General features: G+C 70.3%; 25 protein-coding genes. 8 read left to right on the forward strand and 17 right to left on the reverse strand.

Going from position 1 to position 24164, the window contains the following annotated elements:
• Positions 1-44: 44 nt before the first annotated feature.
• Complete coding sequence (locus ACFCZN_RS18785; RefSeq protein WP_430557748.1) at positions 45-1028, reverse strand: hypothetical protein; 984 nt, start codon at positions 1026-1028, stop codon at positions 45-47.
• A 710-nt stretch (positions 1029-1738) separates the two neighbouring features.
• On the opposite strand from ACFCZN_RS18785, the gene ACFCZN_RS18790 reads away from it, so the two are divergent.
• Positions 1739-1933 carry a hypothetical protein gene (locus tag ACFCZN_RS18790; RefSeq protein WP_430557749.1) on the forward strand — a complete coding sequence of 65 codons (195 nt, stop codon included), beginning with the start codon at positions 1739-1741 and terminating at the stop codon, positions 1931-1933.
• Between the two features lie 4 nt (positions 1934-1937).
• On the opposite strand, the gene ACFCZN_RS18795 is transcribed toward ACFCZN_RS18790, so the two are convergent.
• Positions 1938-2702 (reverse strand): hypothetical protein, encoded by a 765-nt coding sequence (locus ACFCZN_RS18795; RefSeq protein WP_430557777.1) that lies wholly within the window; start codon positions 2700-2702, stop codon positions 1938-1940.
• Positions 2703-2789: 87 nt separating this feature from the next.
• Here ACFCZN_RS18795 and ACFCZN_RS18800 point away from each other — a divergent pair, with 87 nt between their 5' ends.
• Positions 2790-3113 (forward strand): hypothetical protein, encoded by a 324-nt coding sequence (locus ACFCZN_RS18800; protein WP_430557750.1) that lies wholly within the window; start codon positions 2790-2792, stop codon positions 3111-3113.
• 46 nt (positions 3114-3159) lie between these two features.
• A complete protein-coding gene (locus tag ACFCZN_RS18805; protein ID WP_430557751.1) occupies positions 3160-3624 on the forward strand; it encodes a hypothetical protein in 465 nt (154 codons plus the stop codon).
• A gap of 455 nt (positions 3625-4079) precedes the next feature.
• Here the strand turns inward: ACFCZN_RS18805 and ACFCZN_RS18810 are convergent, their stop codons facing one another.
• Entirely contained in the window at positions 4080-4475 is a 396-nt protein-coding gene (locus ACFCZN_RS18810) for a hypothetical protein (RefSeq protein WP_430557752.1), read from the reverse strand.
• A 44-nt stretch (positions 4476-4519) separates the two neighbouring features.
• On the reverse strand, positions 4520-4879 hold the full coding sequence (locus ACFCZN_RS18815) for a hypothetical protein (RefSeq protein WP_430557753.1): 360 nt from the start codon (positions 4877-4879) through the stop codon (positions 4520-4522).
• 298 nt (positions 4880-5177) lie between these two features.
• Here ACFCZN_RS18815 and ACFCZN_RS18820 point away from each other — a divergent pair, with 298 nt between their 5' ends.
• Both ACFCZN_RS18820 and ACFCZN_RS18825 read left to right on the forward strand, forming a co-directional pair.
• Positions 5178-5633 (forward strand): MobC family plasmid mobilization relaxosome protein, encoded by a 456-nt coding sequence (locus ACFCZN_RS18820; protein ID WP_430557754.1) that lies wholly within the window; start codon positions 5178-5180, stop codon positions 5631-5633.
• Complete coding sequence (locus tag ACFCZN_RS18825) at positions 5630-7174, forward strand: relaxase/mobilization nuclease domain-containing protein (RefSeq protein WP_430557755.1); 1545 nt, start codon at positions 5630-5632, stop codon at positions 7172-7174. Before ACFCZN_RS18820 ends, ACFCZN_RS18825 begins: the two co-directional genes overlap by 4 nt.
• A gap of 105 nt (positions 7175-7279) precedes the next feature.
• On the opposite strand, the gene ACFCZN_RS18830 is transcribed toward ACFCZN_RS18825, so the two are convergent.
• The 13 genes from ACFCZN_RS18830 to ACFCZN_RS18890 form a co-directional block, all read right to left on the reverse strand.
• Complete coding sequence (locus ACFCZN_RS18830) at positions 7280-8416, reverse strand: hypothetical protein (RefSeq protein WP_430557756.1); 1137 nt, start codon at positions 8414-8416, stop codon at positions 7280-7282.
• Positions 8413-8919 carry a DUF4913 domain-containing protein gene (locus tag ACFCZN_RS18835; RefSeq protein ID WP_430557757.1) on the reverse strand — a complete coding sequence of 169 codons (507 nt, stop codon included), beginning with the start codon at positions 8917-8919 and terminating at the stop codon, positions 8413-8415. The genes ACFCZN_RS18830 and ACFCZN_RS18835 overlap by 4 nt, the downstream gene beginning before the upstream one ends.
• Positions 8916-10649, reverse strand: coding sequence for a type IV secretory system conjugative DNA transfer family protein (locus tag ACFCZN_RS18840; RefSeq protein WP_430557758.1), 1734 nt, complete (start codon positions 10647-10649; stop codon positions 8916-8918). Before ACFCZN_RS18840 ends, ACFCZN_RS18835 begins: the two co-directional genes overlap by 4 nt.
• Positions 10639-12276 carry a hypothetical protein gene (locus ACFCZN_RS18845; RefSeq protein WP_430557759.1) on the reverse strand — a complete coding sequence of 546 codons (1638 nt, stop codon included), beginning with the start codon at positions 12274-12276 and terminating at the stop codon, positions 10639-10641. Before ACFCZN_RS18845 ends, ACFCZN_RS18840 begins: the two co-directional genes overlap by 11 nt.
• Positions 12277-12335: 59 nt before the next feature.
• Entirely contained in the window at positions 12336-13832 is a 1497-nt protein-coding gene (locus ACFCZN_RS18850; protein ID WP_430557760.1) for an SCO6880 family protein, read from the reverse strand.
• Complete coding sequence (locus ACFCZN_RS18855) at positions 13832-15220, reverse strand: hypothetical protein (protein WP_430557761.1); 1389 nt, start codon at positions 15218-15220, stop codon at positions 13832-13834. Before ACFCZN_RS18855 ends, ACFCZN_RS18850 begins: the two co-directional genes overlap by 1 nt.
• Before the next feature lie 71 nt (positions 15221-15291).
• Positions 15292-16011, reverse strand: a complete 720-nt coding sequence (locus ACFCZN_RS18860) for a hypothetical protein (RefSeq protein ID WP_430557762.1) — start codon at positions 16009-16011, stop codon at positions 15292-15294.
• Between the two features lie 64 nt (positions 16012-16075).
• Positions 16076-16372 carry a hypothetical protein gene (locus ACFCZN_RS18865; RefSeq protein ID WP_430557763.1) on the reverse strand — a complete coding sequence of 99 codons (297 nt, stop codon included), beginning with the start codon at positions 16370-16372 and terminating at the stop codon, positions 16076-16078.
• The gene (locus ACFCZN_RS18870) at positions 16369-17061 is read right to left on the reverse strand and encodes a DUF6668 family protein (RefSeq protein WP_430557764.1); all 693 of its coding nucleotides are present in this window, start codon (positions 17059-17061) and stop codon (positions 16369-16371) included. The genes ACFCZN_RS18865 and ACFCZN_RS18870 overlap by 4 nt, the downstream gene beginning before the upstream one ends.
• Positions 17058-18608 carry a hypothetical protein gene (locus ACFCZN_RS18875; RefSeq protein ID WP_430557765.1) on the reverse strand — a complete coding sequence of 517 codons (1551 nt, stop codon included), beginning with the start codon at positions 18606-18608 and terminating at the stop codon, positions 17058-17060. The genes ACFCZN_RS18870 and ACFCZN_RS18875 overlap by 4 nt, the downstream gene beginning before the upstream one ends.
• Entirely contained in the window at positions 18583-19719 is a 1137-nt protein-coding gene (locus ACFCZN_RS18880) for a M15 family metallopeptidase (protein WP_430557766.1), read from the reverse strand. Before ACFCZN_RS18880 ends, ACFCZN_RS18875 begins: the two co-directional genes overlap by 26 nt.
• Complete coding sequence (locus tag ACFCZN_RS18885; protein ID WP_430557767.1) at positions 19719-20264, reverse strand: hypothetical protein; 546 nt, start codon at positions 20262-20264, stop codon at positions 19719-19721. The genes ACFCZN_RS18880 and ACFCZN_RS18885 overlap by 1 nt, the downstream gene beginning before the upstream one ends.
• 17 nt (positions 20265-20281) lie before the next feature.
• Complete coding sequence (locus tag ACFCZN_RS18890; RefSeq protein WP_430557768.1) at positions 20282-21409, reverse strand: hypothetical protein; 1128 nt, start codon at positions 21407-21409, stop codon at positions 20282-20284.
• Between the two features lie 230 nt (positions 21410-21639).
• On the opposite strand from ACFCZN_RS18890, the gene ACFCZN_RS18895 reads away from it, so the two are divergent.
• The 3 genes from ACFCZN_RS18895 to ACFCZN_RS18905 are packed head-to-tail and all read left to right on the forward strand — an operon-like array spanning position 21640 to position 24111.
• Entirely contained in the window at positions 21640-21990 is a 351-nt protein-coding gene (locus tag ACFCZN_RS18895; protein WP_430557769.1) for a helix-turn-helix domain-containing protein, read from the forward strand.
• Between the two features lie 34 nt (positions 21991-22024).
• Positions 22025-22558: a hypothetical protein gene (locus ACFCZN_RS18900; RefSeq protein WP_430557770.1), complete on the forward strand. Its 534-nt coding sequence runs from the start codon at positions 22025-22027 to the stop codon at positions 22556-22558.
• Positions 22555-24111 carry a hypothetical protein gene (locus ACFCZN_RS18905; protein WP_430557771.1) on the forward strand — a complete coding sequence of 519 codons (1557 nt, stop codon included), beginning with the start codon at positions 22555-22557 and terminating at the stop codon, positions 24109-24111. Before ACFCZN_RS18900 ends, ACFCZN_RS18905 begins: the two co-directional genes overlap by 4 nt.
• The last annotated feature ends 53 nt before the right edge of the window (positions 24112-24164 follow it).

Here is a 24164-nt window from a genome sequence, read left to right on the forward strand (position 1 = left end):
AGAGCTAAGACCGGCGACGACCGCGACCGCAACCACCATGGTGCCTACCTGCATCCCTTCGTCGTGCCTGAGTAGTACAGACCGTACGCCTTATGGGCGATGTAGTAGTAGCGCAACTCGACACACTTGTTGAGGGCACGGGCGCCGCCCGCCCATAGGACGAGCGTTGCGCCGATCCCTTGGAGCACGGACCTAGCAATGGCGGTGTGGGGCCCAGGGACCATTCCAATCAGGGTTCCGATCGCGGCCGTCGCGGCGCCGCCCGCCGCGATGCGCGTGGTCTCAGCGATGGTGAAGCGAGCGGCCACGAACCTTCCTCCGAACCAGTTGTTGGTTCCCGTGATGAACTTGGGGTCCGCCACGATCGGGTACACGGTCCCGCGGGTCGGCGTAATCTTCTGAACGATCGAGTCCTCGCGGATCTCGTACGAGGTGGGCACAGGCTGGCCCTCAGCGTCATACGCCCAGGCGTCGTCGATCTCGGCGACGATGGTGTCTCCCTGCTCGACGTACACCTGGCCGGTCTCGGCGTCTTCGAGGACCCGCGCGTCGGCCCCGAAGTCGTAGGTGAACTTCACCGAGGCACCGCTGCCCTCCGGGATGATCGTCTGGAGGCGAATACTGCTGTCAGCGAGGGTCTGAACGGCGACGTCAGTGGTGCCGTTGACCCCCTCGTAGAAGACCGTGCCGTCATCTGCGACGACCGGTGCCTCAAGCTGGACTTCGTCGGGCAGCGGTACTTCCAGGACCCCGCCGGTGTCCGAATCGTTCTGGATGAACGTGATCGGCTCATCGACGTCGGTCGACACGACTGTCTCGCCCGACTCGGTAGAGCTCACCAGGGTGTCGCCCTTCGGAGTGGTGCCGACCACAGTGCCCTGGTCAGGCGCTACTTCTGCGATGAGGTCGGCTGCCTCGTTCGCGGGATCGGGTGCGGCCGCCGCTGCGCCAGGCGCGATGGTGAAGCACAGTGCGAGGGCGGTTGCTACGGAGACCAGGCCAGTGAGCTGGCGTTTCTTGCTGCTCATGCTCTCTCCCACAATGTCAGGTTCCGCCTGCCGGTAGGCAGGCTGCGAGCATCGTCGAGAGCAACAATCGCTAGCGCGACTTCGGGCTTCGCTTTTCACCCACTACATGTGAATACCTACAAGAGTTCGGACTACCCGTGTGCGCACACCCCCGATTCTGCGGCGCGCGAATGAGACTCTCAGGCAATCAAATCGTGCCTCAACAGTAAGTCGGCCTCCTGATGAAGTCGACCCAGTACTAACGCCGCTGAGAGGCTGAGGGCGTCAGCCCCCCGGTGCGGATGTCGATCGTCCGCCCCGCCTCGGGCGCTGTGCCTGCAGAGCACGGTCAGTGAAGGAAGCCGTCCCAATTCGGCTCGTACAAGCACCCACCGGGCAGCGCCCCCGGTGAGGGGACTTGCTCGACCGCGCGGGCGAGGGCGACGTCGACGGGAAGGTTCAGCCCCTGCGGCAGGCTCACTGGCCCGTCTCCCTTCGCCGACGAGGTCGCCCGCCGCCGTAGGAATCGCACCGCGCGCACGCACCTTGAGCGCACCGGTCACCCGGCGACCTCGCTCGGCACCTTCCTCTGGCGGAGCAGCCTCACGGGCATCCCCACATAGGCGGGGTCGCGGCCAATTCGGCCCCGGCAGTCACACAGGGGGTGCCCACGGCACCTTCCTCAGAAGACAGGGCCTCACCGCAGGCCACGACCGACCCCGGGAGCAGACATGCCCAAACCCCACGAGATCACGACCACGGCCGTCGTCTTGGCCATCACGTTCGCCGTCCTGTCCCACTGGCTGCCCGAGGGCACCACCCTCGTCGACCTCGGGATCGCCGTGGCTCTCGCCATCCACCCCGGGAAGCGACCCCCGTCCTCGCCGGCCGCACCCGGGAGTTCCGTGAGCCGGGTTTGGGGCTAGCCCGTCACCCCACGGCCCGCAGCGGGGCGCCGCGACGCCCGGGGATCGCTCGTCGAGCGGTCCCCGGGTGCGCGGGGTTGAAGGGATCGAGCCTGGGCATAGGCAGCGTCAACGTCCAGCGCTCCGGACGGCCGCGGGCCTGCCGGTAGACGTCGAGCTCGCAGCGCTTGAGGTACCCCGCGCCGACGTCGACGCCGGACCACCGGGGCGCCGCGTGCAGCCGTAGCGCGGCGTGCTCCCACTCGGCCGTGGCCACAATCCCGCTCCCCCGGTCTCGAGCACGGGCAGTCAGGCGGCGCCGGTCGGCCGCGGTGAGCCCGGTGGCCGGGCCGGCCACGACATACGCCATGCCGTCCAGCAGCGCGGCGACCGTCTCTGCGCCGCGGCCAGCGACATCGGGCACGACGATCAGGCGGTCGAGGGCGATCCCCGCGTCGGCCGCGGCGAGCAACCCCAGATCCGGCAGGCCGACGACCGCGAGCCAGTCCCCCGCGTGCTGCGAGGCAGCGAGCACCGCGAGCAGCAGACTCTTCGAGCCGGCCACGACGGACGCCGCGCCGACCGGGAGTCGGCCGCCGTCGAGGATCGCCGTGAACGGCTCGGCCGGAACCTCGCGGGGTCCCTCTTTGCTCCCCGTTCCCCCGCCCGTCGCACCCCATGCCTCCCAGCGCGGGGCGCGCTGGTCACCGTCGCGCACCCCAGTACGCAGCTCGGCCGCCGCGAGGGCAGCCCGCGCGGCGTCGAGCCGGTCCGGCATGGTCATGGTCATGGTCACCCGTCCAGTATCGAACATGCGTTCGAGAGTCGGCTCTACCATGAGGGGGTGACAGGCGAAGGGCGGCGAGACGATCGCCAGGTGTGGCAGCGACCCGACGGCATGAAGTACTGGCCGGCGGAGCGGCCCTTGAACGCCGCCCCCGTGCCGAGGGCTGTGCCGGTGAGGCCACAGGGCTCCTACGCGGTGATCGTCCGCCTGCTGTGGGAGACGTGGGAGGAGATGATCCCGGGCACCGCCATCCGGTGGGCCGAGGGCCGAGTCCTGGTGACCGTGAAGCCGCCGAACGCGCCGAGCAACGTCACCGAGCTGCTGTGCTGGCTGCACCAAGAGGACGTCTATCGAACCCTCCCCCGCCGCCCCCGAGCGGTCCCGGCGATGGGCTCCCAGGATGGGCTCGGTTGAGCCGGGGCCCCAGGCGCTATATCCTTGGTTATAGGAGGTGGTCGGTATGGCCGTGACGAAGGATCCGACGCTGTCGGACGTGGTCCGGTTGCGCCGCCGCCAGGCAGTCGATCGGCTGGACGAGCTGCGCCTCCTGCGCGGGCTGTCCGCGACCAAGTCGCAGGTCGAGATCGCGAAGGTCTTGGCGATCAGCCAGCCCGCGGTGAACAAGGCCCTCAAGGCCGCCGCGCGCGTCCCCGAAGTGCGTGAAGGGTTCTCCGGGGGGACCCCGTACGAGATTGTGCAGCGGTACGCCGCGGGCATGATCGACCGTGCGCGCCTCGTCGACGAGCTCGGCCGCTGGGAGTACCCGAAGACCCCGGCCACCGACGGCGTCGATTGGCTCGCCGATGAGCCCGCCGGCAGTTTCGAGGAGGTCGGTCGAGCGCTCGACGAGGGCCTGATCGACGAGGACACGTACACCGCAGTCCTGGACGCTAGGCGAGAGGCCGCCCAGACTCGTCAACCGTGAGTCCAGAAGACCAGCACGCCGCGCACCGGGAGACGGTGCGTGAGTTTTCCAAGGCCGGCGGCCCGCTCGACAAAGATGGCGGGCACGCGACCCTGAGCAACCCCCGTGGTGGCCCGACTCGCGTGCGAGTGCCGTAACGAACTCTCGCTGCGTGCGTCCGTTCCCCTCTCGGAAACGGGTGCACCTGATTCACGATGTTGTAGACCTGCGCCAGGTCCCGCGGAACTTGCGTGGCATCACGGCTCGGAGGTTGTCAGTGAGGCGCGGGTGCTTGGCCACCTGTTCCATCGCGGGGCGGATCTGGTCCCGTCGTGCGAACCAACCCTCTGGCCCTTTGCGGATGCTGACGGTCCTCACGTCGCCGGCCCACGCGTACACGTCTTGGAACAGGTGTCGATGCACCGAGCGCAGCCCCTCGAAGTCGTATCCGCTCGGTAGGCCCGACGCTCGCAGCGTCAGCGCGCGCGCTTCGACGAGGTCGTCTTCAATCTGCCGCAGCGCGTTGGGCGTGCGTGCTCCGACGAGGTTTCGCAGTGTGCGTCCGTCGGGTAGCAGGTAGCCATTCCAGCGTGCATGCTCGTCGCCGGCCTCCCCTGGGGCTTCGTCGAGCGGTCCGCGATTGCGTGAAGCGCCTTGGTGCGACGCACGAGCTCGTCGGCGTCGATCTCGCCGCGAACGTATGCCTCTTGGATCGCGCGTGCGGCGCCCGAACTACGCCCTCCCTCGAGTTCTGTGCAGTGTCGCACGCGGGTGGCATTGGCGGCGCGCTGCGCGCGCTCCTCATCGCTGATGGGCATGGGTGTCTCCATTCGCGGTGCAGGGTTCGGGTTGCCGAGCAACGTGCTCGGCATCCGCTCCGGCTCGCACGGTAGGTGCGAGCCGGAGCGGCAGTTCGTTAGGCGGCGGTGTCACCCGGCGTGATCTCGGGCCCGGGCTGCTCCTCCACGGGCTCGACGGGCTCCGCGGTCGTCGCCGCAGACGAACGTCGACGCGAGGTGCCCTTCCGGCGCCCACCACGTGCCGCCGCCTCGACGCCGACGTCCTTGAACACGCGCTTCAGTTCGGCGTCGGTCCAGCCGGCACGCAGGGCATCGTCGTACGCCACCGTGTACGACTTCTCCTGCTCGCGAAGTGCTTCGCGAGCGTCGCGCACGCGCGCGGCCGCTGTCGCCAGGTTGCGCCCGCTGCTCATCCGGCCGTCGATCAGGTCGTGCAGCTGGCGGGTGTACTCGTCCTCGAACTGGTCAGTGGACATCGTCGGTTCCAATCGCTAGCAGGTTCCCCAACCGCGCGCGATGGATCCCACGATACCGAGCCCCGATGACGGCTGTCAGTGCGGGCGCCCAGCGCCCGCGCCGTCCCTGCTGCGCGCGGAGCGCGCGACCCGGACCGCAGGCGAGACTTCACGATCAACCACGGTGCCTCCGGCGGAGCAAGATATACACTTACATGCCGTAAGTGGTCGCAGCGCTCGACTTGCGTCGCGTCTGCGGGCACACTGGACGTGTGGTCCCCGCGCTGGGCGGGGTCGTTGCACTGGGCAGGAGGGCGCCGTGGTGGGCACCGGCGAGGCGGACGAGGCGCAGGCGGCTGACGCTGCCGGTGCGCCTGCTTCCGCGCGCCGCCCGCGGGCGCGAGATGCCGCACGTCGACGGCGGGAGAACTTCGAGGGCGGTCGACGTTCGTCGCACAGGGTGACCGTTTCACCCGCCGAGGAACTGCAGCTGCGCGTTCGGGCGGACTCGCTGGGCTACACGGTCCCGAGGCTTCTCGTGGAGGCCGCTCTCGCCGACTACGGCGAGACCGTCTCAGACCGTCGCGACCTCGTCGCCACTCTCCTTCAGGTCTCACGCCTGCTCGGTGCTGTGTCGAACAACGTCAACCAGATCGCGCGCGCGACCAACGCGACAGGCGAGCTCCAGGAGGACACGGCGGCTACGCTCGCGGCTGTGCGGAAGGTCGCGTCGCGCGTGGAGAAGGTCGTGGACGAGCTGGCGGTCGCGCGATGATCGTGAAGACCAGTCGCGGGGGCCGCACTGCCGGCCTCATGGCCTATCTCGCCGGGCCTGGCAAGCACAACGAGCACACCAACCCGCACGTGGTCGCCGGCCACGATGCGGTGACCGCGGAACTGGGCAACGGCACGCTCGACACCGATGCGGCGCTCGACGGTGCGAACCTGCTCGACCGGCCCATGCGAGCGTTCGACGTCGAGGTGACCGCGCCAGTCAAGGTCTGGGACGAACAGGCTCAGCAGCAGGTGAAGGTGGGGACGAAGCCTGCCCACGTGTGGCACACCTCCCTCGCGCTCGGGCCGGACGACGGTGTGCTTGGGGACGCGAAGTGGCACCAGATCGCGACGGAGTTCGTCGCGCGCATGGGCTTCGCGGGCGACGACACGACGGCCCCGTGCCGCTGGGTCGCCGTGCACCACGGGCAGTCGTCCAACGGAAACGACCACGTGCACATCGTGGTCAACCTGGTGCGCGAGGACGGCACCCAGGCGAGCGTGCACAACGACTTCAAGCGGGCCTCGAAGATCGCCGCGGACCTCGAGCGCAAGCACGGCTTGCGCGTTGTCGAAGGGCGGGAGCAGGGAGCCGCCCCGGGCATGCACCGCAGCGAGCTCGAGCGCCGTGCACGCGGTCAGATGCCCGCGGTGTCGCGCACCGAGCTCGCGCGCCGAGTGCGCGCCGTTGCGGCCGCGTCGGCCGATGAGAAGACGTTCGTCGACGGACTGCGGGACGCCCGCGTGCTGGTGCGCCCGAGGTTTGATCGCGGTTCGCGTGACCGTGTCGTCGGCTACTCCGTGGCCCTGGTCCCTGAGGTCGTGAACGGGCGACGTGGCGACCCCGTGTGGTTCGCTCCGTCGAAGCTCGACGCCACGCTCGGGCTCGGCCGCCTGCGCGACCGATGGGGTGTCGATCGCGCCGGTGACCCCTCCCTCGTGGGCGTGTGGCGCACCCGGCACCGCGACCGAACCGTCGCGGCCAAGGTCACCATGGCGGGCGCCCCGGAGCCGGCGGCAGCCGGCCTCAAGGCTCTCAACGAGCACCTTGCACGCGGCGGACGGCCAGGCTTCGACAAGGTCGCGGCGGCCGATGCGGCCGGCGTGCTCGCACGGGCGTCGCTCAGCCGGGAGCACGGTGAACATGGTCCGCTGGCCCGTGCGTCTGACGCGCTCGCGCGCGCCGCTCAGCCGGGGAAGTTCGACGGGGCCTCGCCCCACAGGAGCCGCGACGAGAGGCATGCGATCAACGCGGCGTACCGCGCGCGTCTGATCGCTCGTGGCGTCTCGGGTGACTCGTCGATCGGCTGGGCTGCGGTTCTTCGGCAGGTCGGTCGAACCGCTTCGTACGTTCAGCGGGCGCAACAAGCTCAGGGGCGCCTAGCCGGCGCGAGATCGACTGCAGCGGCGATGCAAGCAGCCGCAGCCTCGCTACCGGCTCTCGCCGCCGTCTCGGCGCGCCGCCCGACCTCAGCCACGGCCGCGGGCGCCGCAGCCGCGCACGGTCGCGACGCTTCGGAGGGGCACGGGATCGGAGACTGACGCGGCCGGCGTCCCTGACTGTTGGTGCGGGGGCGTCTCCGCGCCGGATGCACGAGAAGGTCCCACAGGCTCTGCCTGTGGGACCTTCTCGTGGATGGTGTGCGATCAGCGACTCAGCTCGTGAACCTTCCCTGCGGCGGCCCCTCGCCCGGTCTGCTTCCTGCCACGCATCGTGCCCTTCCTGTGAGCTCGGCCAAGGGCTGTACTGGCCGGCTCCGGGAAGTTCGTCGCAGCCTGCTTGCGCGCAGTAGCCGCGGCCGCCGGCGCGGCCTGCAGCTCACCGTCCGTGGTGCGCTGGTAGGGCGCTGCGAGGTCATCCGGCTGGTGTCCGCGCGCGAATCGTTCATCGCCCTGCTCCAGATCAGCCGATGCCTGGTAGACGTCCCCTTGCGCATCGTGCTCGCGCGACTCAGCGCGCAGCTCGTCCGCCTCCTCGCGCGTGCTCTCGACCTCGCCGACGGGTCGGCCGAGCTCTTCGTCGACGTCCGCCTTGCGCTCGAGGTTCTCGGCGGCGGTGGCGTCCTGGTCGGCCTCGTCGCGCTCACGACGTGCAGCCGCCTGGTCGTCGAGCGCGTGCATCAGTGCGTGCCGCTGACGCTCTCCGGGCGGTAGTTCCCGCTCGAGCGCTGCAAGGTCGATGCCGTGCCGGGCACGCAGCTGCTCGCCGGCGATTGAGTGCGCCTCGGCGGCCATCCGGTCATGGCCCTGCAGACGCCGGGTGTACTCGACGGTGTCAGCGACCTGCTCCGGGCCTGCCTGCCGCCAGAACTCTTCGCGCTTCACACGGTCGTACACCGCCCTCGTGGTGTCCCGGTTGTCGACGGCGAACCGGGCTTCTGCCGTTTTCGCGAACGCCTCGCGGAGCGCCTGGTCGCGCACCTCACGGTCGAGGCCGGCGAGCACGTCGGCGTGCAGCCCGTACCTGGACGCGACCTGCACCCGGACCTGCTCGTGCGCCGTTGCGCCGGCTGCGCTCTCCTGGGCAGCTGCCGCGGTGAACGCGGCGACGTCGCCCACCTGTTCGGGTGTGGCATGGCGCCAGAAGTCCGTCCGATGCACCTGCTCCGCCACCGCGCGCGTCTGCTCGGCGCGCGCCCGCTGGTCGCGCTCGAGCTCGAGCCGCTGGGCGTCGGCGCGCTGCGCCTGTCGTCGCGCGACCTGCTCACCGACCTGCCCCATCCCCATGAGGACCGCACGGATCGCACGGTCCATCTCGCCGCCGATCTGCTCCTCGTCGCTCATCGTGCCGCCTCCTCTGCGTCATCCTGGTCTTCGCTGTCGTCGCCGGCGACGACAGTCAGCGCGGCCGGCTGGTTGAAAGGCACGCCCGCCTCGGCGGGGTGGTCGACGTCCCGGAACAGCCCCACTGGTGGTGTAGCCGCCTCCCACTGCGGGGGTAGGTTTCGGGCCTCGAGGTTGTTGTCCAGACGCCAGAACGGGCCGTCCTTGCTCGTCAGCTCGCGCATCATCGGCCAGTGGAAGTCCCGGAAGTAGACCGCCATCGACGTCACTGAGTCGGTGCGGTGGAACTCCCACGCCTGCCACATCGCCTCGAGCACGGAGATCGCCTCCGTGTACTCCCACCACCGGGGGTCCCAGGCGCGCTTGGACAGGTCGCGCTTGTAGTGGGGCAGGAGCCAGTTCTCCACCCATTCCGCGACGTTCGGGTAGTACGTCTGCACCGCCTCCCCGTCGCCCGGATCCAGGTCCGCCATGAAGTCGTCCGTGGCGTACTGCTCGCTCATGAGGCCTCCATCAGTGGGGTCGCGGCAAGATCCGCGGCCGCGGCGGGCGGGTGCCCGGTGTCGGCCTGCTTGCGGATCTCGTTCTCGTAGTACGTCTTCGACGCCAGGACGTCTTCGGCGTACGGCCGTGCGGTGTAGTGGTCCAGGCGCAGCAGCGACGGGCGCTTGCCCGAGACCAGCGCGACGGCTCTCCCGGTCGGCAGGGCGGCGAGGTCGCCCACGCTGAACAGCCGCTCGCGCGAGATCGACGTCGACGTCGACGGCCCACCCTTGGACCCGGTCGATCGGGAACGGCGAACCTGGTCAGCGTCGTCGATCAGCTCCGAAGCCTGCCGCAGGAAGCCGGCCTCCTTGAGGCCGGCGCCGACGACCGAGACGTTCGCGGCCGAGAACAGCTTCGCCATCGCGTGCTCCCCGAACGCCTCCACGCCCTGGGCCCACGACTGGAAGAACGAGGACAGGACGATGCCGCGCGACCCATAGTGCGAATACACGTCCGGCAGTTGCCGCCAGCGGCACACGTTCGCGACCTCGTCGAGCACGGCGGTCAGCGGCGGGCTCAGTCGTCCTCCCTGCTCGGCGGCGGTCTTCTCCGCGGCCGAGAGGACCGCTGCGGTCAGCGCCGCCGTGATCGCGCGTGCGGACCCCTCTCCCTCCTTCGACACCAGGTACAGCGTGTCCGTCGACCGGACGAACGCGTGGTGGTCGAAGTGGGGGCGGCGCCCGGTCGGGTCGGTGATCCAGGGCAGGATCTCGGGATCGCCCAGGATGCCGATCCACTCCTGGAGCGTCCCGTACACGCCGTCACGCTGCTTCTCCGTCAGGGCCTGGGTGGCCGCCAGCGCGCGGCCCTCGGCAGGGAACCCGTTCTCCTGCAGGATTCGTGCGGGCCCGCGCTTCTTGCCCGAGCCGTCGACGTTCTGCTTGTCGTCCGGGTCCTGCGCCCAGTCGAAGACGTCGGTCACCGGGCGGCCGTCGACCGCGGCCGCCAGCAGCAGCCGCGCGAGCGTCGCCTTCGCTGCGGAGGTGAAGTACGCGTCCTGCTTCGCCCCTGCCGAGGTCTCGGCGGTGATGAACACGTCCGCCAGGGCCCGGGCCGTCGAGATCGACGTCACCCCCGAGAGCGGGTTCCACCACCAGCTGGGCTCCTCCCCCACGACGTTCTGCACGTCGTGCACCCACACTTGGCCAATCCTCGATCGAGGGCCCCGCGTCTCGGGGATCCCGTCGAGCTTGTTCGTCGTGAACAGCGCCGGGCCGCTCGTCTCGAGCAGCTGGGGCACGCACACGCAGGTGGTCTTGCCGGACCGGGGACCCATGAGCCACACCTGCACCCACTCCCAGGTGGAGTACACCCGGCGGTTGCTCGGGAGGTGCGTGCCCAGGGGGACCCCCGGCCCGGCCGCGGATGCTCGGAGCTTCGCGGCCGACTTCGCGGCGGCGTCGCTCATCAGCGACTTCATCTGCGGGCCGGAGGTCAGGTACCGAGCCTTGTAGTCGATGTCCGTGCTCGACTTGCGCCGACGCAGGACGGCCACGGTCGCGGCCGCGGCCGTCACGGCCAGCAACAGGGCCCCGACTACGATCCCGGCCCGCCCCAGAGGGCCGACCTGGCCCCAGCCCCACACCGCACCGACGACCAGGACTGCGAGCATGAGCAGCGCGGCCAGCAGCAGCCAGCCAGTCTCGGCGGCCGCGGGCTGCGCGCGGCGGTGACGCTCACGCGGCATCGTCGTACACCTCCTCCTGCGACAGCGCGGCCGACCTCGGGGCGCGGTTGTGCGCCCAGGCCTTGTTGGTGTCGTTGATCTGCGCCTCGACCGCCGTCAGGCGCATCTCGAACGGCGTCCCCGGCTTCTTGCCGACCTTCATCAGGAACCGTCCGCGCCCGGGCGGGGCGGCCGCGGTGCCGGTGTGCGGGTCGAATGAGCCTTCGGTCGACCAGTCCGCGATCATCTCGCGCTCCGCGCTCGTCATCGCGAACACCTCGGTCAGGTTCCCCATCTCTCCATCTGCGAGGCCCCCGCAGAACACCATCGCGGACCGCTCGACGAAGCCCCAGGCGATCTCCGTGAGGTGCTGCTGCGCGAGCCGGAGGTCGTTCATCGTGTGCGTGATGAGCGCCTGACCGATGCCTCGCTGCCGGTTCAGCCGCGTCAGCGCGTCGACGAAGTAGACCAGCGCGTCCGAGGCCCGCAGCATCCGCCACAACTCGTCCATGACGAGGAAGTAGTGCCTCCGCGGCGCCAGCCCCGCCTCCGCGAGGTGCTTATCCACGGACACGACTGCCGATCCGAGCGCCCAGCACGCGGACTGCACCGCGGCCTGGAGCTTGGTGTCCGCCTCGTCGAGGCCCGACAGGTCGAACACCATCGGCCGGCCGACCTCGATGTGCTCGGTCGTGGGGGTCGCGAAGGTCTCCCCGAACGGGCCCGAGACGTCGAGCGCGCCGAGGGCGTCCAGCAGCCGCTGCACACGCTGGTCGTAGAACCCGCGGTCGTTGCTGTACGACGCGATCGGCATCAGCCGCGGGTGCGCGCTGCGCACCACCTCGGCCAGGTCTCCGATGAGAGGCGCCCCCAGCTCCTCGGTGTCGTGCTCGTCGTCGAGGATCCGCAGCCCCTCGGAGATGACGGACTCCTCGTAGTCTTCGAGCTCGGCTCCGCGCGCCACAGCGAGCAGGCTCAACACCAGCCGCCGCCGGCGTGCCCTCAGCTCCTCGAGCGCCCGCCGGCGGGCGCGCTCGTCCTCGATGCCCTCGAGCAGCGCGACGAGCTGGCCGACGTCGAGCGGGTTGATCGAGCCGTGGCCGGGCCCGACCTCGATGACCTGCCCGTCGATCGACCGGATCGCGTCGACGTAGTCGGGCTTGAGGTCGCCCAGCACCATCGGGATGATGCCCCAGCTCGCCATCACCATCACCATGCGGCGGATCAGCGAACTCTTGCCGAGGCCCGGCCGCCCGAGCACGAAGCAGGACGGGTTGAGCACCAGCTGGGCCAGGAACCAGCTGATCGGGTCGGCACACACCGTCGCCCCATTGATCAGGCTCGGACCCAGCGGCACACCCTGCACGGGCGTGCCTGCGCCGGTGATGAACGGCCACAGGCCGCACACCTGCACGGAGGTGAACTGCGTCTCCGGGGCAGGCTCTACGTAGGTCGCCCGCCCGGTGCCGGGCAGCACGAATCCGCGACGGCCCGCGCGCTCCCGGCGCCGAGCCCGCGCCTCCGCGTTCTGCTTCCACCAAGCACGCATCCCCGTCTCCTGCGGCGCCACGGTGCGTGCCTGAGCGGCCGCGGCCGCGCGGCGCAGCGCACGCTCCTCGCGGCGCGTGAGCCCGAGCGCCAGGCGCATCGACTCCTGCTCTTCGCCGGCCGCGCCCGGTCCGGCAGCGTAGGGCGCCCCCTGGCGGATCACAGGTAGTCCCGCATCGCCGTAGGCACCAGGGAGTGCTCGGGCAGCACCACCCCGAGCGGGAGGCCCGCCTGGAAGGTGACCGCCTGGTTTCCGAGCGCGGGGCGCAGCTTCAGCTTCGCCTGGTTCCCCAGCGACGGGATGACCTTGTCGAGCTTTGGGAGCATGTCAGTGCTCGCGCAGGTGACCGTGACGATCATCCCGAACCGCAGCAGCCCAGCGCCCTGAGCCTCCTCCTGGGCAGCCTTCTGCGCGTATGCGAGGCGTGCCTTCGCACGCGCCGACGGACGCTGCTTCTGCGAGCCGGTCCAGGTTGCGTTGTTGATCTCCGACTCGATCACGGCCCCCGCGTCACCCGCCGGGATGGGTCGGTAGAGCATCGTGACCCGCTTGCGGAGCACGTCCTTGGTCGGGGCCTGGAGCCGGCGCAGCACCGAGGAGTAGAAGACGCCCGTCGGCGGCCGCCACATCTGCCACGACCGCGACACCGCCCGGTCATGGAAGTACTGGTCGATCTGGTCCTCCGCGAACGCGGGGCCAGCCTCTGCCCAGGTGAGCCCGGTGCCGTTCTGCGAGCGGGCCCGCTCGATCTGCACAGCCACCGTGGGGTCGTACGCCGTGCGCGTGGAGTCGACGATGTCCGCTGCCCGGCAGGCCCGGACCGCCGTCGACGCTCCGGTGTCGCGCAGCCCGGCCAACAGCTCGGGCAGTCGGTTGCCGATCTCCTCGGCCATCGCGGCGGTGCCGCGGTCTCCCCCACGTCCGTCGGCCCCGTTGAAGGTGACCGCGATCTTCGTGGACACGACCGGCGACCCTGTCGCGAGCTCGTCGACGACAGCAGCGGCGACCTCGCGAGAGAACGAGGGGGACTCCTTGTCTCGCTTCGCGTCCGCCATGTTCCGCAAGCGGACGCCGGAGTCCGGCGCCGTCTCCACCGTCACCGAGGCGCCCACGATGCCGTCCTCGACGCCCAGCTGGGCCAGCCACGCACCCCAGTGCGCGACCTGGGAGTCGATCCGGGCCTGGTCCACGAGAGCGTCGCCGTCCGGGTGAGTGTCGATCACGACCGTGTAGTGCCGGGCCGAGTGCAATGCCAGAAGCGCGAACGGACGACCGTAGGGGTCGACGTGTTCGCTCAGCTCCGACGGTGCCATGAGCCCCGGGAGCTGGTAGGTGCCACCGGGCTGCTTCCCGGCCGGCCCACCGACCGCCACGGTGTGACCGCGGCGGGTCGCACGCCGGTGCGCCGAACGGATGGCCCGGCGCTGGTAGACCGTCCTGCCCTGCCGGGTGAACATCAGCAGGGCCAGCAGGACGACCGACACGCCGATGACGGCCAGCACCCACCACCACAGCTGAACGACCATCAGCACAACGGCCAAGACCACGACGGGGATCCCCGCGAGAGTCACGCCCATGGGGATGCCCCACAGGCCACCTCTACGGGTGTCCATCGCGTTGCCGTAGGTCACCATGCCCACGCTCTCGCTCGCCATCAGTCCTGCCCTCCTACTTCGTCAGTCGCCTGCGCGAAGCCGCGCGCTGCGCCACCTGCCACGTCTGCCACGTTCCGAGTGATGCCCGGTGCCGAACCGTTCGAGGCCCCCGCGCCGCTCGAGGCCGTCGTCCCGGTTCCTTGGGGCCCGCTTGATGCCGGGGCTCCTGACGCGCCGCCGCCTGAATCGGGTGTGCTGCCCGGGCCTGAGCCGCCACCGTTCGCGGGGGATGTGCCGTCGCTCCGGCCTCCCCCGGCGGGCGCCGCTTCGCCGCCCCCACCCTTCTCGGGGGCAGTGCCGCCGGCGGGCCCGCTACCCGACCCGGGTCCGCCTTCTTGGGAGCCGTGCCCACCCGCCGTACCGGCGCCACTCCCCGAGCCGCCAGAACCGGCACCAGACCCTCCGGCGCCGCCCCCAGCCGGCGAACCGCCGCCAGCGACGCTGCCGCCGGCCCCGCCTGCGGCGCCACCGCTCATCGCGGCTCCGCTCGTACCGCCCATGCCGCCGGCAGTCGCGCCGGCGCCGGCGGCCGCCGCCGTGCCCCCCAGCGAGACCACCGCTGCGCCCGACGCGACGACGGCCGCCAGCGCGCCCGCGCCGGAGAACACGCCCGACGTGCCGGTGGCGGCGATCGGTGCGATGAACTTGATGAGCGCGGGCAGCGCGAGAGCGGCGCAAATCAGGATGACGACGCCGAGGATCGCGCCGTAGAGCTCGCCGCCCAGCCCGCTCACGTCGATCGACTTCGGCGGGTTCTTCACCACCAGGATGCCGATCGCATAGATGACGCCTGCAACCGGCTTGAACAGCACCAGTGCAATCAGCCAGGCGAAGGCTTTCCGCCACGCCTGCTTGCCCGACTCGGTGTTCGAGGAGGCGGCGAGGGTGGGCATGAACGAGAACAGCAGGTAGAGCAGCGCGCCGCGCAACACCATGAAGCCGACGTTTGCGCACGCGCCGAGGAAGGCGAAGAGCGCCAGGACGAGCCCTGGCCCCGGGCCCACACCGGTGAGGATGCCCGAGGTGATGACCGCGTTCATCGTGAACTGCTCGCCGGTGGCCTTCTCCACGATCCACACCGCGAAAGCGTCGCCCGCTACCAGGGCGAACGTGACGCCGGTGCCGAGCGCACCGGTGACGAAGATGAGCCGCGCCAGCATCGTGATGCCGCCGACGCCGTCGCGAAACTCGCGGCTAATCGCCATACGTCCCAGCCCGACCAGGATGCCCGCGACCGCGAACACGATCGTGTACCACGACAGGTACGACTCAATGTCGGCAGATGGGCCGCTCTGGACGTCCGGCGTCGGCACGTTCATCCAGAACGTGTTGAGCCACTTCAGCAGCTCAGAAGTCGCCTTGGCGAGGGATTCGACGACCGCGTTCACCGCGGACGTAGCGGCTCCTTCGACGACCGCTCCCGCCTTGCACCCGAGGTCCCAGGTCCCGCAATCAGCCATCACACGCCTCCCCAGGTCGTGAAGCCGGACGGTGCGTCGACAAGCTGCGGCTCCACCGGCGTCGAGAGGTCACCAAGCCACGTCCCGGCGTCTGCGTCCCAGACCATCGACGCGGACGACACGGCGTTGTTGGTGCCGTCCGAGAACAGCAGGCGAACCGTGACCCGGTCCGGCTCAACCGAGCCGAACTGGAAGCCGGCCAGCTGCGCGACCCGGCCGGGCGTGCGGCCGAAGTCGGCCGCGGTGTGATCGGCAACCCAGGCGTCGGCGGCCTCGTTCTGCACGGCCGCCACCTCGACGAACTCGGCGAACCGGGTGCTCGTCACGCCGTCAACGAAGTTCGCGGATGCGAACAGCGCTCCGGTCGGTGAGTGGGCGAAGCAGCCCCAGCCCGCGTCCTGCATCGCCTCCGGGCCGCCGACGGGGCCGAACTGACTCGACGCCGGGACGAGGAGTGTCTCGTGGGACACCCACTCCGTCTCCGGGGCCTCGGTCGGTACGACGTCGTCGGCCGCGAGGTCGCATCCGGCAGTCGGGTTGCTCGTCTGCGGAGCGCCCGTGCTCGCCGCCGCTCCCGGTGCCGCGGGGGCGGGCTCGTCGCTCGGTGCCGCGACCACGACCACGATGCCCGCGACCACGATCGCGAGCAGGAATCCGCCCGAGATCCACCACCACTTGTTGAACGGTGTGGTGGCCTGCTCGTTCGTCTCACCGCTCATCGTGCGGCGCTCCTTCCGTAGAGGGTGCGGGTGGGCCAGCACTTCTGGCCCACCCCGTCATCGGTCAGACGAAGATCTGGATGATTCCGCCGGCCGCAGTCGCCAGGATGCACACGATGATCGCGATGGCGAGGCCCTTGAACCCCTGGATCTCGCGGCCGGTGAAGGCCGCGAACGCGAGGTAGCCGGCCGAGGCGAGGAACCCCGCCAGGCCGAGGATCATCACGCCCCACGACAGCCAGTTCAGGATCGTGTTGATCCCCTCGGTGCCCGGGGGCTGCTCCGGGGTCGGGTTGGGCAGCACGCCCCGCTCAGCCAGGCGGCCCACCACCTGGTACCCCAGCGTCGTCGTGTTAGTCATCGGTTCGTTCCCTTCGTGTCTCCCGCCGCGGCGGCGAGGATCGAGGCGGCGATGCGGCGGACCCGCAACCCGCACGTGCTGGGTGATGGCGACTCCCACCGCCACCGTTCGGCCCACGGCAGGTGCCAGCCGCGGGGCGTCATCCGAGCCAGACGTCGTACCGCCTGCGCCTGGGCCTTGGTGAGGCGCGGTCCGTCGTCGACGAGGACCAGGCCGACAAGCTCTGCGCCGGGCAACCGGCCAGCAGCCCACAGGCGCGCCAGACGATCCGCCCGGTCGAGGCCGTGGTGGTGGGTGCGCGCGACGGCGACCACCCGCACCATCGGTGCCGGCGTCAGCCACGCGTTCGCCACCGGCCACTCACGCCCGGCCTCACCGACGGTGGGGGTCGGGCCCGCTCCGGCACCCTCGTCGGCCGGAGAAAGGAGCTGCAGCAGCGTGCTGGCGCCGGCGCCACCGTGCAGGCCCATGACGCACAGGTCCGGCACGTCGTTCAGCACGGTCGTCGGCCAGTCCTCGAGGTTCTCGGTGTCGACCGGCCCCACGAGCTCGGGCGTGGCCGGCCCGACAACCGCGACATCGCCACCCACGCCGGACGCTTGGTCGTCCCAGAGCGGGTCGGCCTCCATCAGTGCCTGTGCCTCACGCCGCGTGCGCGCCGGCGAGACGAGGAACGGGTTGTTGCTCATCGCTGCTCCTCCGTGCGAGCGAGGGCGTACAGCACTCGCTCGTCGACCTTGTCCGCGGCGACGAACGCCGCACCTTGAATGACTGCGTCGGGAGACGCCTGCTCGAGGTCGGGGTCGCTCGAGAACGCGACCCACGCCGGCGACTCGTCGCCGACGGTCGGAACATCGACGCGCACCGCAACAGCAGTGGTCATCCCGAACACCGCCGACCCCAGGACTGCCGTGGGCTCAAGCGCACCCGCCGTGCCGCCAAGCTCGCTCGTGGCGCCGGCGCCGAGGTCCGCGATCGCGTCGCGTCCTGGCGAGACGTAGAGGTCGCCCACCACGACCGCGCCTGCCACCGGATCGTGGATCGCCCTCGGCTCATTGCCGAGAGCGTCGCTCGGAACGACCGCGGTAGCCCTGCTGGTCCCGTCGCTGACGCGGACGAGGGCCGCGACCGCGCGGCCCGGATCAGCGGTGTCCCAAACGCCGAGCACGTGGTCGTCGTCGATCCCCGTCCACGAGACCGCGGGCCCAACCGCTCCGGCCGGCGGCGCGAACGACACCGTGCGCGGGTCGCCCTCAGCCGGCACCACCACCACGCCCGAGGCCGAGACGGCGATCACCCCGCGCGACGTGGCCGCGACCGGGGTCGCCCCCACGGGCACGTCACGGCGCACGAACCCGTCCGGACCATCAACCATGACGGTCTGGTCACCAAGGTCGACCAGGACGCCCATCGGATCGACCTTCACCGACGACTGCGCAGGCAGGGGCACGTCAACGGGATCGATCTCCGACTGCCCCGGAAGGTCCAGAGCCCACGCCTGGAGGTCGCCGCCGCTCGTCGCGGCAAGAACCGGACGGCCCTGCACACGCGAAGGGGCAGCCTGCTCGTACGCACCCTTCGCGATCCACTCCACGGCGCCGTCCTCGGCCCGCCGGGCGGTCCACGTCCCGTCCGCGGCCGGAACCACGATCGTGTCCGCATCGAGCACGAACGACTGCAGGCCGTCGGCGACCGGCACAGACCACGTCGCCACCGTCGAGAAGCCAGGGGGCGGCGGAACTGGCAGGTTCGCGCCGGCCCCCACCGGGCTGACGACCTGCTCGACGGGCGCGTCCACTCCTGCATCCCCGCCGTGGGCCGCCAGAACCAGCCCGGCCGGCACGCCGACCGCGACTGCGGCCAGCACCACCGACGCGCCCAGCAACACACGCCGCGATGGTCCCCTGCGTGCCGCGGTCGCGTCCCCGAGCTCATGAGTGCCGCCCTGGGCGTCGACGACCATCAGCTCGACGTGCGGGCCGTCCTCACCGGGCGCCGTGCAACGCACGCGCACAGCCGAGACCCCGTGCAGCACCAACCACGCCACGACGGCACCGACGCCCGCCACAACGGCAGGCCCATCGCCGTCGACGTCGACCGGCGCTCCCTCGAGGAGGACCGCGCCCTCCGTCGTCAGCTCCAGCCCAAGCACCGGGAACGGCGGAACCTTGGCCGGGTCGAACCCGTCCTGCTCAAGGTTCCTTGCCGCGCTACGCCCCTTGCGCATCTGCTCCACCTCCCACGAACTCCCAGTGCCACGGCTCGGGCTTGCGCCCGCCCGGCTCGGCCCACTGCGGATGAACCCACCCGAAGGCCGGCGCGTGCGCCTTCATCCACTCGTACTCGGCGGTGCCGAAGTCGTTGATCCCGCCCCCCAGGTCGAGCGCCAACGCCCACCCGTGGTTGGAGTAGCCCGGCGTGGCCGCCAGGTAGCCCTTCGCAGCCTTGGTGGCGACCTGTTGCTCGTACGAGCGGTACGAGTCCGTGATCGACAGGTCACGGCCGAACTGCTGACGGAACAGAGCGTTGAGCCCGGTCAGTGCCTGGACAGCGTCGCTGCGCGCCGCCTCCCCTGGAGCCCAAGGAATGGGCGCCAGGGCAGGCTCCGGGATCCGACCATTCGAGTACCCGCCCCACGGAGCGGGGCCGTTCTTCGCGATGGCGCCGCCGGCCTTGCCCGTCCCGGCCGCCGCATCGACGACGCACGCCCCCGCGGCCGGCGCGGCCGACTCGAGATCCGCGAGCTCGACCCCGGTCAGCGCCGAGGTGAGCACCACCGCTGCGTCCCAATACTTCTCGTAGTGGTAGGGGTCGGCGTTGCGCTGCGTGCGGTGCGCAGCGATCGTCGGCGGAAGGTCCTGCCATCCCTCGACCTGCGCGAGGGCGTCGAAGAACGCTCCGGCGGCATGCCGGGGATCCATGACCTGTTCCTTGGTGCCCCACGTTGATCCGAGGCACCACTGCTGCTGGAACAGACCCAGCGAACAGGTGGGCGAGCCGTCGGGGTTCGTCACCCCGAAGCGGTCGTCACCGAATCCGACGTTGATCAGGCTGGACTCGCCCATCGCGACGGCGACTCCGATCGTCTGTCCCTTGATCGGCATGCCCTTCTTCGCCCCGACCGCGACGATCGTCGCGGCGTTCGCGACCTGCTCGCTCCGTTCCTTGGGCGCCGACGACAGCCCCGGCAGGGTCGCGACCACGCCCTCGTTGAGGCCAGCCACAGGCACCACACCGCCCGTGGCGGTGGCGCCCGAGGGGTCGCACGCACCGTCGTCGCCGAGAAGCAGCACGATGACGATCGGAATCACCAGCAGACCGGCGATCACTCCGACGGCGGCCTTCATCAGCGCACCGCCCGCTCGACCGGCTCGATCCGATCAGCGAGCCACGGCGAGTGCACGTCCTGACGGATGAGCGTCACCACGTACGGGGCCGCATCGGTCGGAACCTGCACCCGCGCCGACGTCCCGTCGGGCGCGCTGATCAGCGTGGCTCCGTCGACGACCCGGCGGGCCGGGATCACCGCCGGGTCGGTGTACTCGAAGGCCATCTCCCCCGCCGGCGTCAGCTGCTCGGACAGGGCGGCCCACCAGGCGTCGTACGACGTGTGCGAGACCAGCGCCGACACGACGTCCTCGGCAGCCGCGACGGCCGCCCGCTGGTCCCCCTCGTCAACGCTGTCGGCCGGGGTCGACGGGCTCGCCTGCTCAGGGGTCGGCAGGGGCGTCGGCGCCGACTGCGTGGTCGTGCTCGACTCGGTCGGGAGCTGAGCGGCGGGCTGGTCTGCTGCGCAGCTGGTCGCGGTGGTCAGAACGCCGGCCAGGAGCGCGAGACGTACACCGGTGCGCAGGGCCCGGGAGGACTCCGAAGTTTCGTTGATGCTGATCACGTTCAGCCCCTCCCCCGTCAGCGCGCCGTGACGCGGCCCGACACCTGCGAGCCCTTCGCGGCGACCGTCCAGGTCACCCGCTTGTCCTTGATCCCCTTCACCTGGCGGGTCACCTGTCGGCGGTCGCCCTTGCCGAGGTCGACCTGGAACTCGTCCTTCTTGTTGCCGACCCGGACGGCCACCGGGACCTTCCCGGTGCCACGCACCGTGAGGTTCACGACCACCACTCCCTTCTTCTTGCCCTTCGCCGCGGTCGCGGCGAGGCCCGCAACCTGCGGGGCCGGAGCCTTGGGCTTCGCCGTCGCTGACGACGTGGGGCTGGGCGAGGGTGATGCGGATGGTGTCGGCGCAACAGGGCTTGATGCCGACGGCGACGGCTCAACAGCAGCGGCCGGAGCGCGGTCATCCCCGATGACCATCACCACCGCGCCTGCGGCCAACAGCCCGCCGACCACGGCGGCAAGGCCGGCGACCACCCCCACGGCAGCGAACGCGCGCACCCGCCCGCTCGCCGGTGCCGTCGTGACCGCAGGCGGCGCGCCAACGTCGCCCCGCGCGGCGACTGCCGCGCCTCGAGTCGGAACCAGGGTTGCCGGCACGACCAACGTCTCGTCTCCGTTGGCGGGACGCGGCCTCGGGGTGGCCGGCGCGATGACCCACGGCGCCTGCCCATCCACTCCGGCGCCCTCCATCGTCGCAGCGGCATCCTGCGTGGTCTGCGCTGTCACCTCGGCGCTGTCGAGCTGCATCGTTGACGTGGCGGGCTCCGCTGCCCCGTCGGCGATCGTCGAAGAGTTGAGACGGTGCGCCTCGGGCGCGGTTGGGGGAGTCACGCGAGGCGCACCGTCTCGGTTCCCCGCCGGCTGGCGAGGAGCATTAGTCGGCCCGTCGGCCGTCACGGAACCGTCCGCCCCCACGCGCAACGTCACGGTGCCTTCCGGGGTGGTTGCTGAAACCAACAAGGAGTAGCCGAGCTCGTCCGCCCTGCGGGACACCGCACGGATGGCGGCCGCACGCCCCTCCCCGAGGGATTCGGCCTCGACGGGCACCGTCGCGCCGCCGATCGTCACCTGCCCGCAACCGTGCTCGTCAAGCACGATCGACACGGACGGCGCCGCCGTCTCACCAGAGTTCTTGTGCTCCATCGGTTCCCCAACCGCTCGCTCTGCCGTCTCGAGTAGGCAGCTGCCTCGCGTGCGTGGTTGCCTGTGTCAGCAACGTCTGCACGTACTCAAAACATCACATGATGTTTATAGCACGCACGCGGACGTGTCGCCACTCTTCAGCGCCGACCGGCGCGTATTAAGGTTGGTGGTTGACGATTGGAGTACATGTGCCCCGTCGGGACCCCATGGGGGACGACATCGTTCAGCGAGTGAATCGCCTGTTCGAGACGCGCCACCCCGCAGACCGAGGCCCCTATAGCAACTACGACATCGCTGCTAGGGCCGGCGAGCACGGATACGAAATTTCCGCGGCCGCCATCCAGCAGATCCGTAGTGGGCGGCGCTCCAACCCGACCGTTCGGGTCCTACGAGGCCTTGCCGCTGCCTTCGAGGTGCCGATCACCTACTTCTTCGAGGACCGCCCCGCGGCGGACCCTTCGGCGCAGGTTGAGGCCGCGGGCGAGATCCGTGCGCGGTCGGGAGAGATCTCCGACCGCGCCTCCCAGCTCCTTGCGGATCTCGTTCACGAGTTGAGGAAAGACCAGCAGGACCAGGACTGACCGGTTCTGAATCGGTCACGGGGAGTGAACAGCAATGCGCGCAAGAGGACGCGACGCCCGGACGTGCCGGGAGCTCATCGCCGAGCTCTACTCCGAGGACGCGACCCCCAACGACTTCCTGGCCGCCGCGGCCGCCGCCGCTGGCGGGGAGGTCAGCGTGCTGCGCCCCAGCCATGAGCTTTGGTCCCGTGCTGGGATCGCCAATGCGACCGGGCTTACCCTCCCCTTCCCCCAGGGCTGGCTCACCATCATTCCCGAGGTCGACGTAGCTGAGGACACGATCTTCGGGCACGAGGCCGCGCACATCGTGTTCGGCGACGTGCCTCACTGGGACGACGCACACCCTGCGACGCGTACACATGTGACCAACCTGCTCGGACGCGAACCGCAGGACTTCCTTGTCTCAGCGGCGAGTGGAGCGGTGGAGTCCATCTGGCGACACGACGACGGCCCCCAGGAGCGGCGCGCTGAGTTGCTGGGCACGCTGCTTGAGTCCCGCCGACGTCGGCCGGCGCGGTACCGCCGCGACCGGATCGACGACTTCTTCACCGTCCGGGCTGACCGGTGACCCTCCTGCAGAACCTCACGCTCCCGGCCGTTGTCCTGCTATGGGGCATTGTGGCGGTGCGGATAGTCGGGGTCGCACGCGGCGGCTCTCGCCTCCTGGCGCTTATCCTCCTGCTCCTGGTGTCGATGTTCACCATCAAGCTCTCGTTCGTCGGTCCGCTCATCGACGAGGCATCGGGAATCTCCGGCCTTCAGGTCTACGTGCGCGACTGCATCGGAATCGCCGTGGCTGCGCTCTCGGCTCACACCGTGGCGAGACTCGCACGCGAACAACCCTCGCCACGGTGGAGCACCGTCGGGACCGTCGCGGTCATCCTCGCTGCCTACGTCAGCATGATGGGGTTCTTCCTCGAGACGGGCCCTGATCGCCAGGGTGTCCTCGAGGTCGGTCCGGCCAGTGGGGAACTCCCCGCACTGGGCTTCTGGCTCTCCTACCTGCTCCCGTATGGAGCTTTCCTCATGGCCGTGGTCGTGTTCGCATTTCGTGACGCCCGGCGCGCCGGACCCTGGACCCGCGGCCGCCGCGGGCTCGTCTTCTTTGGCATCGGCGCGGCCGCGGGAGATATCTACGTCGTCACCAAGATCCTGGTACTCACCAACGCGGACCCAGCCTCCCTGATCCTTCGGTACGAGGCTGTGATCCAAGGGGTTCCGTCGCTCCTTGCGGTCGGGTTCATTGCCGCTGGCGCGGCGACCTGGACTGACCTACACCTCCGCGACCGGTATCTGCTCGCACGGCTTCGTCCCGCTCATCGGGCCCTCACCCGTGACCAGAGGACCCCCCGCGTCGCGCACTCGTCACTCAATGTTCCCGAGCGGCTTGACCGGCGGGTTGTGGAGATCGGGGAAGCAATCACCAGGCACCACGAGGACGGCAACACGATGCCCCACTATCTGCCCGACGACGTCCCGGCCACGGAAGCCACCACGCTGCTTCGACAGCTGAGCGCCGCTCGGCGTGCGGAGACTGGCTACCAGCGCACCCGGCTCGCCCGGGCCATCACCGAAGTTCTGGCGCCGCCGAACCTCGGCGTCCTGATTCTCGTCGCCCTCGGGCTACGTGAGGGAGCTCTGGGGTGGGCTCTCCTGGGATCGCTGTTCGTCTCGCTGCTGCCCTACCTCGTGGTCATCATCGGCGTCCGCCGCGGCGTCTGGCGCGATCGCATGCTCACCACGCGCCGAGAGCGCATCATCCCGCTCATCTCCAATGTGAGCTTCGCCGTAGCCGGTCTCGTAGTGCTCGCCCTCTCCCCTGCTCCCAGAGAGCTCCCTGCCTTCCTCGGCGCAGCGATCGCGACCCAGGCAGTGCTCTTCCTTGTGACCCTCGTATGGAAGATCTCGTTCCACAGCGGCGTCGCCGCGGGAATGCTGGTGATCACCGGTCTCGAGTTCGGGTGGGGTATCGCGCTCTGCCTCGCGCCCCTGGTGCTAGTCATCGCATGGTCGCGCGTGCAGCTGCGCGAGCACACCGTCGCGCAGGTGGTCGCCGGCGCCCCTGTCGGCGCGCTGCTACTCGGTGGCAGTTACGCCGCGATCCTCGCTGCCATCGCGTGACACAGTCAGAGCGCGTGCCAAAGTGTGCGACCGCCGTCTAAAGTAGCGGGGTG

The organism is Isoptericola sp. NPDC056134 (genome assembly GCF_042264825.1).
GTDB lineage: Bacteria > Actinomycetota > Actinomycetes > Actinomycetales > Cellulomonadaceae > Isoptericola > Isoptericola nanjingensis.